Origin of the sequence: Streptomyces sp. NPDC053493, assembly GCF_044544825.1 — a bacterium.
In the GTDB taxonomy this organism is placed as follows: domain Bacteria; phylum Actinomycetota; class Actinomycetes; order Streptomycetales; family Streptomycetaceae; genus Streptomyces.
On sequence record NZ_JBITXS010000009.1, the window covers coordinates 114,970 to 127,340 of the forward strand.

The window sequence follows — 12,371 nt, forward strand, 5'->3', positions numbered from 1 at the left end:
GGCCGTCGGCGGGCGCCGATGCCCGGGGCCTCCAGAGGCTTTGCCTATCCTGGGAGCTTCGCACAGCGCACGCATCGATGGCTCCGATGGACCCGATGGACCCGATGGCCTTGACGGCATCGGCGGCATCGGCGGCATCGGCGGCATCGACGGCTCGGAGGGACGTTCCTTGACCACCCAGCAGATCCCCGTCGTCGTTCTCGCCGGGTTTCTCGGAGCGGGGAAGACGACGCTGCTCAACCATCTGCTGCGCAGCGCGCGCGGGACGCGGATCGGCGTCATGGTCAACGACTTCGGTGACATCGGCATCGACGCCATGACCGTCGCCGGACAGGTCGGCTCCACCGTCTCGCTCGGCAACGGGTGCCTGTGCTGCGCGGTGGACGCGAGCGAGCTCGACACCTACCTGGAGGCGCTGACCGGCCCCGAGAACCGGCTCGACGTGATCGTGATCGAGGCGAGCGGTCTCGCCGAGCCGCGGGAGCTGGTGCGCATGGTGCTGGCCAGCGACAACGAGCAGGTCGTGTACGGCGGCCTGGTCGAGGTGGTCGACGCCGCCGAGTTCGCCGCCACCCGCGAGCGGCACCCGGAGACCGACCGCCATCTCGCGGTCGCCGACCTCGTGGTCGTCAACAAGGCGGACCGGGTGGCGGCGCGGGAGCTCCGTACCGTACGGGAGACGGTCGCCGGGCTCGCGCCCCGGGCGGCGGTCGTCGAGGCCGCGCACGGGCGGATCGACCCGGAGCTGCTCTTCGACCGGGTGGTGCCGGAAGGCGAGATCGCCGGCCAGATGTCGATCGAGGACATCCTCTACGGCGACGACGACGCCCACGCCCACCCGCACGCCGCCTACGACACCGTCTCGCTCGGCACGGCGACGCCGCTGCACCCGCGCCGCCTCATGGCCTTCCTGGACTCGCGCCCCGAGGGCCTGTACCGGCTGAAGGGCTTCGTCGACTTCGGCGCCGCCGATCCCGCCAACCGCTACAACGTCCACGCGGTCGGGCGTTTCCTGCGCTTCCGTCCCGAGCCGTGGCCGGCGGGCGAGGAGCGGCTGACGCAGCTGGTCCTCATCGGCAGCGGTGTCGACGCCGCCGCGCTGCGCAAGCAGCTGGCCGCCTGCGAACAGAACGGCCCGCAGGACGTGCCCGACGAGCGCAGCATGTGGGGCGTCCTGCGTTACGTCCCCGGCAGCGAGGACGAGCCCGCCGGCTGAACCGGTCCCGAGCGGCGGCGGTAGTAGTGCACGGTGACCGCCGCGAGCAGCGGGCCCCACAGGAGCAGCGGCGCGTACGTGGCGTTGATCAGCCAGATGCCCCAGGCCGAGGCCGCCATCTCGGCGTGGAAGGCCGAGTAGACGAACAGCACGCCGTAGACGCTCGTGGCGACGGCGCCGAGACCGGCGGCGACGGTGACCGGCAGGACCGGCACGCTCCGGCCGCGCAGGTACGGGATCCAGCGCGGCCAGGTCTCGCCCCAGCCGCGGACCAGACCGAGCGTGAGGAACGCGAGCAGCTCGGAGAACAGGCTCAGGGCGAGGAGGGCGAGCGAGCCCCAGCCCGGCGCGCCCATGGCGTCGTACTCGGACCGGGCGAGTCCCACCGGGACGCCCAGGGCGACGGCGAGGCGCCACAGCGCCGACGGCACGTTGGTCAGGGCGGCGCCCGTCGCCGCGTTGCGTGCCCAGCGCGGGACGCCGGGCAGGGAGCGTGGTGTCGTGTCTTCTCGCATGGGTCCACGCTGGCCGACGCCGCCGCGGCCGCGCGTCCGCCCGCGGCGCGGTCCGCCTCGGCCGTGCGGCGGAGGCGGACGCGTACCGGAGGCGGACGCGTACCGGAGGTGGACGCGTACCGGAGGTGGACGCGTACCGGAGGCGCACGCGTACCCGAGGCGGACGCGTAGCCGCGCGTTACGCCTCCGCCGGGGAGAGGCTCCGGGCGCCCACCATCGCCAGGTAGTCGCCGAGGCCGTCGGCGTCGTGGCCGGCCCAGCCGACGTAGCCGTCCGGGCGGATCAGGAAGAGGCCCGTGCCGTACGGCTCGTACGCGTCGAGCCGGGCCGTGCGCACCGGACCGGCCGCCCAGGCCGCCGCGTCCGCCGCCTCCTCCGGCACCGGGACGCCGACGGCCAGCAGCGTGAAGTGCGGTCCGCGCAGGACGTCGAAGAGGCGTCCGTCGCCGTACGGGCCGTCGGGCGCGCGGTCACCGGCCCGCAACGCGTCCTCCGCGATCCCCTGCCGGGTCTCCACGGCAAGCGACGAGTCCCGGTAGCCGAGGCCGAGCTGCTGGACCTCCGTGCCGCGCTGGGTGCCCTCGCCCCGGGTGTTCTGCCGGTGCAGGCGGGTGCTGAGACCGAGGACGCCGGCGGCGACTGGCTGCCGTTCGGCCTCGTAGGTGTCGAGGAGCGCGGGCGGAGCGCCGTGCCGGAGCACTTGGCCGAGCTTCCAGCCGAGGTTGTAGGCGTCCTGGACGCTGGTGTTGAGGCCCTGGCCGCCCGCGGGTGAGTGGACGTGGGCCGCGTCGCCGGCGAGGAAGACCCGGCCGTCGCGGAAGCGGTCCGCCATGGCCGCGCGGGGGCGGAAGTCGGAGGCCCACAGCACCTCGACGACCTCCTCCTCGGTGAGCGGCGTCCGCTCGGCGACGGTCCGGCGCACCGCCTCGGGCGTGCTGTCCGGCACGGCCGTCTCGTCCTCGTAGGCGACGATCAGCTGGAAGACGTCGCCGCCGGGCAGCGGGCACAGGGCGACGCCGCCGCCCGGCGCCTTCGGCCAGATGTGCCAGTTGCCGCGGTCGACCACGGTGCCGGGAGCCAGGCGCACGTCGGCGACCAGCATCGGACGCGGGTCGACGGTCTCACCGGTCATGCCGACGCCGAGCGTCCTGCGCACGGTGGACCGGCCGCCGTCGGCCGCCACCAGATAGGCCGCCCGCACCGTCTCTCCCGTGGAGAGCTCCGCCTCGACGCCGTCCTCGGACTGCCGCAGGCCGGTGAGCGCGGCGCCGAAGCGGACCTCGCCGCCGAGCTCGGTCAGCCGCGCGTGGAGCAGCTCCTGGGTGCGCGACTGCGGGATGAGCAGGGTGTTCGCGTACGGGACCTGCTCGCTCGGCTCGGAGCGCTCCACCATGTCCCACTCGGCGAGCCGCTCGGCGCCCTCCCAGCCGCGCATCCGTGGATAGAGCGATCCGGCCGCCAGGACCGCGGGCAGCACGCCGAGGTCGTCGAGGACCTCCAGGCTGCGGGGCTGGAGGCCTTTGCCGCGCGAGCCGGGGAAGAGGCGGTCGGCCTTCTCCACGAGCAGGGCGCGTGCGCCGCGGCGGGCGAGGTCGATGGCGAGCACCAGTCCGGTGGGGCCGGCTCCGACGATGACGACGTCCGTCTCCATGATCGCTCTCCTTCGTTTCCTTAACGCCGTTAAGTTCCGAGGGGTGGAGCATCTCCTTAACGCCGTTAAGCTGTCAAGGGGATACGGTGACGGGGTGGCGAGCAAGAAGACGAACCGGCTGGATCCCGCGCAGGTCGCGGACACGGCCCTGCGCCTGTTGAACGAACGGGGCCTCGACGGACTCACGCTGCGCGCGATCGCGCAGGAGCTGAACGTCCAGGCACCCGCGCTCTACTGGCACTTCAAGAACAAGCAGGCGTTGCTCGACGAGATGGCGACCGCGATGTACCGGCGGATGGTCGCCGACCCGGCGGCCCGCCCGGTCGGCGACGTGAGCTGGCAGGAACGGATCCTCGCGGCCAACCGCGGCCTGCGCGCCGGGCTGCTGCGCTTCCGCGACGGCGCCAAGGTCTACAGCGGGGCGCGCTTCACCGGCACCGACCACGCCGTGGAGATGGAGCGGCAGCTCGGGGCGCTGATCGACGCGGGCTTCTCGCTGCGCCAGGCGGTGCGGGCCAGCACCACCGCGTACATGTACACGCTCGGCTTCGTCACCGAGGAACAGGGCATCGAACCGGCGCCGGGGCAGCCCCGCGAGGGCTTCGACGTCGAGGAGCGCGCGGAACGCCTCGCCGAGTTCCCGCTCGCGGCGGCCGCCGGCGCGGAGATCTTCACCGACCACGACAGCCGCTTCGAGGAGGGCCTCCGCCTCATCGTCGCGGGTATCGAGGCGCTCTACGCCCCCGGAGCCCAGGCCGGCGGACCGGCCGCCGCGTCGACCGGCAGCCCGTCCGACGGGCCGCCCGAGGCGCGGTCCGGCGCGGCCCCGGCCCCGTCGGCCGGCGCCTGACGAGCGGCTGACCGGCGCCGAGACGCCGACGCCCCCCGCCCCGCGCGACGGCGCGGAACAGGGGGCGTACGGGAAGCCGTACGGCGTGGGCGTACGGCCTCCGGGGAAGGCGTACGGCCGCGCGAAGGCCGGCGGCTAGCTCGTCGGGCCGGCCAGCACCGCCACCGGCTTCGGCAGCGGCGTACCCGAGCCGTCACGGCGCGGGTCCGGCTCCGGAAGCTCGACCGGAGTGCCGTTCTGCTGCGCGGCGCGGACCGGCGTGGCGCCCGCCCAGGCGAGCACCAGGACGTCCTCGCCCTTCAGGAAGCGCTGGCAGCGCACGCCGCCGGTCGCCCGGCCCTTGCGCGGATACTGGTCGAACGGCGTCAGCTTCGCCGAGGTGCCGGCCGTGGCGTCCAGGGCGCCGGTGGAACCGGCGACCGTGAAGACCACCGCCTCCGCGGCCGGGTCCACGGCCGTGAACGAGACGACCTCGGCGCCCGCCGCCAGCTTGATGCCCGCCATGCCGCCGGCCGGACGGCCCTGCGGCCGCACCTGGGAGGCCGGATACCGCAGCAGCTGGGCGTCGGAGGTGATGAAGACCAGGTCCTCCTCGCCCGTACGCAGCTCGGTCGCGCCGACGATCCGGTCACCCTCCTTGAGCGTGATGACCTCCAGCTCGTCCTTGTTGGCCGGATAGTCCGGCACCACGCGCTTGACCACGCCCTGCAGCGTGCCGAGCGCCAGACCCGGCGAGGCCTCCTCGAGCGTGGTCAGGCAGACCACCGTCTCGTCCGGCTCCAGGGACAGGAACTCCGCGAGCGGCGCGCCGCCCGCCAGACTGGGCGCGCTCGCCGTGTCGGGCAGCTGCGGCAGGTCGATCACCGCGAGCCGCAGCAGCCGGCCGGCCGAGGTCACCACGCCGACGTCACCGCGCTGGGTCGCCGCGACCGACGAGACGATCACGTCGTGCTTGGACCGCTTGCCGTCCTCCGCGGGCGGCAGCTGCTCGGTCACGGTGCGGGCGAGCAGACCGGTCGACGAGAGCAGCACCCGGCACGGGTCGTCCGCGACCTCCAGGGACACGGCCGCGACCGGCGCGCCCGCCGACTCCAGCAGCACCGTGCGCCGGTCGGTCGCGAACTTCTTCGCCACCGCCGCCAGCTCCGCCGAGACCAGCTTGCGCAGCTCCGCGTCGGACTCCAGGATCCGGGTCAGCTCCTCGATCTCGGCGTTCAGCCGGTCCCGCTCGCTCTCCAGCTCCAGCCGGTCGAACTTGGTGAGCCGGCGCAGCGGCGTGTCCAGGATGTACTGCGTCTGGATCTCGCTCAGTGAGAAGCGCTCCATCAGCCGCGCCTTGGCCTCCGCCGAGTTCTCGCTCTCGCGGATCAGCCGGATGACCTCGTCGATGTCGAGGAGCGCGACGAGCAGGCCGTCCACCAGGTGCAGCCGGTCGCGCTTCTTGCCGCGGCGGAACTCCGAGCGCCGCCGGACCACGTCGAAGCGGTGGTCGAGATAGACCTCCAGGAGCTCCTTGAGGCCGAGCGTGAGCGGCTGGCCGTCGACCAGCGCCACGTTGTTGATGCCGAAGGACTCCTCCATCGGCGTCAGCTTGTAGAGCTGCTCCAGGACCGCCTCCGGCACGAAGCCGTTCTTCACCTCGATGACCAGGCGCAGGCCGTGGTTGCGGTCGGTGAGGTCCTTGACGTCGGCGATGCCCTGGAGCTTCTTCGAGCCGACCAGGTCCTTGATCTTGGAGATCACCTTCTCCGGGCCGACGGTGAAGGGCAGTTCGGTGACGACGATGCCCTTGCGGCGGGCCGTCACCGTCTCCACGGTGGCCGTGGCGCGGATCTTGAACGTGCCGCGGCCCGTCTCGTACGCGTCCTTGATGCCGGACAGGCCGACGATCCGGCCGCCGGTGGGCAGGTCGGGGCCCGGCACGAAGCGCATCAGCGCTTCCAGGTCGGCGTTCGGATGCCGGATCAGGTGGCGGGCGGCCGCGACGACCTCGCCCAGATTGTGCGGAGGCATGTTGGTCGCCATGCCGACCGCGATCCCGGACGCGCCGTTGACCAGCAGGTTCGGATACGCGGCGGGCAGCGCGACCGGCTCCTGCTCCTGGCCGTCGTAGTTCGGCGTGAAGTCGACCGTGTCCTCGTCGATCGACTCCGTCATCAGCAGCGCGGCCGGCGCCATCCGCGACTCGGTGTACCGCATCGCGGCCGGCGGGTCGTCGTTGCCGAGCGAGCCGAAGTTGCCGTGGCCGTCGACGAGCGGCACGCGCATGGAGAAGGGCTGTGCCATGCGGACCATCGCGTCGTAGATCGACGCGTCGCCGTGCGGGTGCAGCTTGCCCATGACCTCGCCGACGACACGGGCGCACTTGACGAAGCCGCGCTCCGGCCGCAGACCCATCTCGCTCATCTGGTAGACGATGCGCCGCTGGACGGGCTTCAGGCCGTCGCGGGCGTCGGGCAGCGCGCGCGAGTAGATCACCGAGTACGCGTACTCGAGGAAGGAGCCCTGCATCTCGTCAACGACGTCGATGTCGAGGATTCGCTCCTCGAACGCGTCGTCCGGCGGCGGTGTCTTCGTGCTGCGGCGGGCCATCGCGGCTGCGGCTCCTTCACCAACAAGGTTGATCTGACGCGGACCATTGTGGACCGTGCCACCGACAACGCCGACCTCGACCCGGAAGAGGGACATCCGATCCGTCCGGGAACTTCGCCAGGTGTCGGCGCGCTTGCATACAGTGGCAGGACTTTTCCCGATCGCGATCGAAGGGACGTACATGCCCATGGGTCACACGGCCGAGGCCGAGGCCGGCTCCGGCGGCCTGACAGCGACCGAGCACCGGCTGGCCAACGGCCTGCGCGTGGTGCTCTCCGAGGACCACCTGACCCCGGTCGCCGCGGTCTGCCTCTGGTACGACGTCGGCTCGCGCCACGAGGTCAAGGGCCGCACCGGTCTCGCCCACCTCTTCGAGCACCTGATGTTCCAGGGCTCGAAGCAGGTCCACGGCAACGGCCACTTCGAGCTGGTGCAGGGCGCGGGCGGCTCGCTCAACGGCACCACGAGCTTCGAGCGCACCAACTACTTCGAGACCATGCCCGCGCACCAGCTGGAGCTCGCCCTCTGGCTGGAGGCCGACCGCATGGGCTCGCTGCTCACCGCCCTCGACGACGTCTCGATGGAGAACCAGCGCGACGTCGTCAAGAACGAGCGCCGCCAGCGCTATGACAACGTGCCCTACGGCACCGCCTTCGAGCGCCTCACCGCCCTCGCGTACCCCGAGGGCCACCCGTACCACCACACCCCGATCGGCTCCATGGCCGACCTGGACGCCGCCACCCTGGAAGACGCCCGGAACTTCTTCCGCACCTACTACGCGCCGAACAACGCGGTGCTCTCCGTGGTCGGCGACATCGACCCGGAGCAGACCCTCGCCTGGGTCGAGAAGTACTTCGGCTCCATCCCCGGCCACGACGGCAAGCCCGAGCCGCGCCCCGGCGACCTGCCCGAGATCATCGGCGAGCAGCTGCGCGAGGTCGTCGAGGAGGAGGTGCCGGCCCGCGCGCTGATGGCCGCCTACCGGCTGCCGCACGACGGCACGCGCGCCTGCGACGCGGCCGACCTGGCCCTGACCATCCTCGGCGGCGGCGAGTCCTCCCGCCTCCACAACCGCCTGGTCCGCCGCGACCGCACGGCCGTCGCCGCCGGCTTCGGCCTGCTGCGCCTGGCCGGCGCGCCCTCGCTCGGCTGGCTGGACGTGAAGACCTCCGGCGGCGTCGAGGTGCCGCGGATCGAGGCCGCCGTCGACGAGGAGCTGGCCCGGTTCGCCGCCGAGGGCCCGACGCCCGAGGAGATGGAGCGCGCCCAGGCCCAGTTGGAGCGCGAGTGGCTGGACCGGCTCGGCACGGTCGCCGGCCGCGCCGACGAACTCTGCCGCTACGCGGTGCTGTTCGGCGACCCGCAGCTGGCCCTGACCGCGGTCAACCGGGTGCTGGAGGTCACCGCCGAAGAGGTGCGGGACGCCGCCAGGGCCCAGCTGCGCCCGGACAACCGCGCCGTGCTCGTCTACGAGCCGGTGGGCGGCCCCGACGGCGACGACGAGAGCGACAGCGACGAGGAAGAGGGAGCGGACCAGTGACCGACGCTGCCGCGTCTTTGACGAGCATGACCTTCCACCCGCAGCCCCGGCCGGGCGCCGCCAAGCCCTGGGCCTTCCCGGCCCCGGAGCGCGGCGCGCTCGACAACGGCCTGACCGTGCTGCGCTGCCACCGCCCCGGCCAGCAGGTGGTGGCCGTCGAGATCTTCCTCGACGCCCCGCTGGACGCCGAGCCCAAGGGCCTGGACGGCGTGGCCACGATCATGGCCCGGGCCCTGTCCGAGGGCACCGACCAGCACTCCGCCGAGGAGTTCGCCGCCGAGCTGGAGCGCTGCGGCGCCACCCTCGACGCGCACGCCGACCACCCCGGCGTACGGGTCTCCCTCGAGGTGCCGGTCTCCCGGCTGCCCAAGGCCCTCGGCCTGCTGTCCGAGGCCCTGATCGCCCCGGCCTTCGCCGAGAACGAGATCGAGCGACTGGTGCGCAACCGGCTCGACGAGATCCCGCACGAGACGGCCAACCCGGCCCGCCGCGCGGCCAAGCAGCTCTCCAAGGAGCTGTTCCCGGCCGACTCGCGGATGTCCCGGCCCCGCCAGGGCACCGAGGAGACCGTCGAGGCGATCGACGCCGCCGCCGTCCGCGCCTTCTTCGACGCGCACGTGCGGCCGGCCGCCGCCACCGCCGTGGTCGTCGGCGACCTCACCGACGTCGACCTGGACAAGGTGCTCGCCGAGACCCTGGGCGCCTGGACGGGCTCGCCGGCCGCGCCGCGCCCCATGCCGCCCATCACGGCCGACGACACCGGACGGGTCGTCATCGTGGACCGCCCCGGCGCCGTTCAGACCCAGATGCTGATCGGCCGCGTCGGCCCGGACCGCCACGACCGCGTCTGGGCGGCCCAGGTGCTCGGCACGTACTGCCTCGGCGGCACCCTCACCTCCCGCCTGGACCGCGTCCTGCGCGAGGAGAAGGGCTACACCTACGGCGTGCGCGCCTTCGGACAGGTGCTGCGCTCCGACGGCGAGGGCAACGGCGCCTCCCTGCTCGCCATCAGCGGCTCGGTCGACACGCCCAACACCGGCCCGGCGCTCGACGACCTGTGGAAGGTGCTGCGCACCCTCGCCGCCGAGGGCCTGACGGACGCCGAGCGGGACGTGGCCGTGCAGAACCTGGTCGGCGTCGCCCCGCTCAAGTACGAGACCGCCGCCTCCGTCGCCGGCACGCTGGCCGACCAGGTCGAGCAGCACCTCCCCGACGACTACCAGGCGCGGTTGTACGCGCGGCTCGCCGAGACGGGCACGGTGGAGGCGACCGCGGCCGTCGTCAACGCCTTCCCGGTGGACCGGCTCGTCACCGTCCTGGTGGGCGACGCGTCGCAGATCGAGGAGCCCGTGCGGGCCCTCGGCATCGGTGAAGTGACCGTCGCCACCGGCTGATTGAGCCGCCGTCACGTGGCAGCGAGGAGTCGGCGCGACGGCGACGAGAAGGAGGACCCCGGCGAACCGGATCGCCAGGGTCCTCCTTTATGTCCGGATTGCTGGAGGGTGTGATCGTATGCCCTGTGGCATGTCTAACAAAGTGGGTGCTCTGTTTGGCGATTGACGGAAGGTCCGCCTAGCGTCGATCCGGCTGTCCGCCCGTTGTACGACGCCGCGCCCGCGGCAACGGACAGTCATCGCCGAGTCCCCGCAAGGCGCGAGCCTGGGGAGCCGGGGACCCGTACGCAGTCCCTGGGGTGAATCGGACGCCTTCGCGCGACGCGGAGGGGCCCGTAGGAGACCTTCCTGCTCCGAACCCGTCAGCTAACCCGGTAGGCGAGAGGGAAGGAAAGGATCAGCCACTACATGGCGTTCACCCGTGCCACCGGGAAGCATCGTGGTCCGAGCCGTCTGACGCGCCGTGGCGCCGGCATCGCCGGCGTGGCGACGCTCGCCACCACCGGCGTCATCGGCACCCTCGCCTCCCCGGCGCTCGCCGCCGACACGGAGACGACCTCCGTCGAGGACACCGGTCTCACCCAGGTGATCACCGAGGAGTCCCTCGCCGAGCGGGTCGACGCCCAGGCCGACGCGCAGGAGAAGGAGGCCTACGAGGCCGCCGCCCGCGCCAAGGCCGCCGCCGAGGCGAAGCGCAAGGCCGAGGCCCGCGCCAAGGAGGTCCGCGCCGCCAAGGAGCGCGCCGCCCGCGAGGCCGAGCGCAAGCGCCTCAACTCCTTCCAGCTCCCCGTCGCCGGCTCGTACGTGAGCACCGGCTACCAGACCGGCGGCTCGCTCTGGTCCTCCGGCCACCACTCCGGCATCGACTTCCACGCCTCCTACGGCACCAGGGTCGTCTCCGTCGGCTCCGGCACCGTCGTCGAGGCCGGCTGGGGCGGCGCGTACGGCAACAACATCGTCATCCGGATGAACGACGGCACGTACACCCAGTACGGCCACCTCTCCGCCATCCACGTCCACGTCGGCCAGACGGTCACGCCGGGCGAGCAGATCGGCGTCTCCGGCTCGTCCGGCAACTCCACCGGCCCGCACCTCCACTTCGAGGCGCGCACCACCGCGGAGTACGGCTCCGACATCAACCCCGTCGCCTACCTCCGCGCCCGCGGCGTCGACGTCTGACCGACTCGGCGTCCGAATGCCTGAAGAAGCCCCGGCTCGTTCGAGCCGGGGCTTTTTGCATTCCCTGTCACCGGGCGGCATCGGAAATTCCGGCGTCCTGCAATAGAGTCGCCGGACAGATGCCGCTCGATGGGGATTCGCGCGGACGAAAGCGGAGGTCGGACATGCGCATTCCCGCGCACTCGGTATGCACGGCGATCCGGGACGACATCGTCTCCGGGGTCCTCGAGCGGGGCACCCGGCTGACCGAGGACCGTCTCGCCCGCCGTTACGGCGTCTCCCGCGTCCCGGTCCGCGAGGCCCTGCGCACGCTGGAGTCCGAGGGCTTCGTCGTCAGCCGGCGCCACGCCGGCGCCCATGTCGCCGAGCCCACCGAGCAGGAGGCCGCCGACCTGCTCGACATGCGCTCGCTGCTGGAGCCGCTGGGCGCCGCCCGGGCCGCGCAGCGGCGCACCGAGGCCCACCTCAAGGTGCTGCGCGGCCTGGTCAGACTGGGTCAGGAGCGGGCCGGACGCGGCCGCGGCGAGGATCTGGCCTCGCTCGGCGGCTGGTTCCACGAGACCCTCGCGCAGGCCTCCGGCAGCCCGCCGCTCACGGCGCTGCTCACCCAGCTGCGGCACAAGATCGACTGGATGTACGCGGTCGAGCCGGCCGTCCGGCCGGTGGAGGCCTGGGCCGAGCACGGCGCCATCGTGGACGCCGTCGCGCGCGGCGACGCCGAGCGGGCCCGCGCCCTGACCGCGCTGCACGTGGAGCGGGCGGCCCCGCTGCACCGGCTGAAACGGCCCGAGCGGGCGCGTGTGAGGGTTTCGCAACATGCCGTAAACAGTGCGGGACCGGGGAATTAACACCCGGGCCGTATAAAAGTCGGGCGCTTAATTCCGGGCCGTCGTTTCCGATAACCGGCCCTGTTTCGTGCTGCCCTGAATTCGGCGGCCGACGTCGTTTTCCGCCTTTTCGGGACCGGCTCGGGCTTTTCGGGACCGGCCCGGGTCGGCGGGTGAGGAAAAGGCCGCGCCCGGCCGGGGATCCGGCGGGACGCGGCCTCGTGCGATCCGTCGTCGGGGAGGAGACGGGTCAGACGGTCTCGGGAAGCTCCTCGAGACCCTCGGCGACCAGCTTCGCCAGGCGGTCGAGCGCGACCTCGGCGCCGTCGGCGTCCGAGGCGAGCACGATCTCCTCGCCACCCTGGGCACCCAGGCCGAGCACCGCGAGCATGGAAGCGGCGTTGACCGGGTTGCCTTCGGCCTTGGCGATCGTCACGGGGACGCCGGCGGCCGTGGCGGCACGGACGAAGATGGAGGCGGGACGGGCGTGCAGGCCCTCGGCCCAGCCGACGTTGACGCGGCGCTCAGCCATGGTGGTTGCCCTTCAACTTTCAGCGGTTGTCTAGACCAGTCTCTCATGGGTGACGAGGTGCTCCTGCCGAGCTCC

10 protein-coding genes and 1 riboswitch are annotated in these 12,371 nt (G+C 72.7%); of the genes, 6 read left to right on the forward strand and 4 right to left on the reverse strand.

What is annotated here, in order from left to right; translation table 11 throughout:
* Positions 1–169 precede the first annotated feature (169 nt).
* Entirely contained in the window at positions 170–1,216 is a 1,047-nt protein-coding gene (locus ACIGO8_RS24590; protein ID WP_399734531.1) for a CobW family GTP-binding protein, read from the forward strand.
* Here ACIGO8_RS24590 and ACIGO8_RS24595 read toward each other — a convergent pair.
* A complete protein-coding gene (locus tag ACIGO8_RS24595; protein WP_399734534.1) occupies positions 1,180–1,731 on the reverse strand; it encodes a hypothetical protein in 552 nt (183 codons plus the stop codon). The two genes, ACIGO8_RS24590 and ACIGO8_RS24595, sit on opposite strands and share 37 nt — an antisense overlap.
* Before the next feature lie 178 nt (positions 1,732–1,909).
* On the reverse strand, positions 1,910–3,382 hold the full coding sequence (locus ACIGO8_RS24600) for an FAD-dependent monooxygenase (protein ID WP_399734536.1): 1,473 nt from the start codon (positions 3,380–3,382) through the stop codon (positions 1,910–1,912).
* Between the two features lie 94 nt (positions 3,383–3,476).
* Here ACIGO8_RS24600 and ACIGO8_RS24605 point away from each other — a divergent pair, with 94 nt between their 5' ends.
* Positions 3,477–4,232 carry a TetR/AcrR family transcriptional regulator C-terminal domain-containing protein gene (locus ACIGO8_RS24605; protein WP_399734539.1) on the forward strand — a complete coding sequence of 252 codons (756 nt, stop codon included), beginning with the start codon at positions 3,477–3,479 and terminating at the stop codon, positions 4,230–4,232.
* Positions 4,233–4,367: 135 nt separating this feature from the next.
* On the opposite strand, the gene ACIGO8_RS24610 is transcribed toward ACIGO8_RS24605, so the two are convergent.
* Positions 4,368–6,824: a DNA topoisomerase (ATP-hydrolyzing) subunit A gene (locus tag ACIGO8_RS24610; protein ID WP_399734541.1), complete on the reverse strand. Its 2,457-nt coding sequence runs from the start codon at positions 6,822–6,824 to the stop codon at positions 4,368–4,370.
* Positions 6,825–7,005: 181 nt separating this feature from the next.
* Here ACIGO8_RS24610 and ACIGO8_RS24615 point away from each other — a divergent pair, with 181 nt between their 5' ends.
* The 4 genes from ACIGO8_RS24615 (at position 7,006) to ACIGO8_RS24630 (ending at position 11,785) form a co-directional block, all read left to right on the forward strand.
* On the forward strand, positions 7,006–8,364 hold the full coding sequence (locus ACIGO8_RS24615) for a M16 family metallopeptidase (protein WP_399734543.1): 1,359 nt from the start codon (positions 7,006–7,008) through the stop codon (positions 8,362–8,364).
* Between the two features lie 26 nt (positions 8,365–8,390).
* Positions 8,391–9,758, forward strand: coding sequence for a M16 family metallopeptidase (locus ACIGO8_RS24620; RefSeq protein ID WP_399735064.1), 1,368 nt, complete (start codon positions 8,391–8,393; stop codon positions 9,756–9,758).
* Between the two features lie 230 nt (positions 9,759–9,988).
* Positions 9,989–10,154, forward strand: a riboswitch (cyclic di-AMP (ydaO/yuaA leader).
* A gap of 12 nt (positions 10,155–10,166) precedes the next feature.
* Complete coding sequence (locus ACIGO8_RS24625) at positions 10,167–10,937, forward strand: M23 family metallopeptidase (protein ID WP_399734546.1); 771 nt, start codon at positions 10,167–10,169, stop codon at positions 10,935–10,937.
* Between the two features lie 164 nt (positions 10,938–11,101).
* The gene (locus tag ACIGO8_RS24630) at positions 11,102–11,785 is read left to right on the forward strand and encodes a GntR family transcriptional regulator (protein ID WP_399734548.1); all 684 of its coding nucleotides are present in this window, start codon (positions 11,102–11,104) and stop codon (positions 11,783–11,785) included.
* A 229-nt stretch (positions 11,786–12,014) separates the two neighbouring features.
* Here ACIGO8_RS24630 and ACIGO8_RS24635 read toward each other — a convergent pair whose 3' ends face one another.
* Positions 12,015–12,296, reverse strand: coding sequence for an HPr family phosphocarrier protein (locus tag ACIGO8_RS24635; protein ID WP_391114908.1), 282 nt, complete (start codon positions 12,294–12,296; stop codon positions 12,015–12,017).
* Between the last annotated feature and the right edge of the window lie 75 nt (positions 12,297–12,371).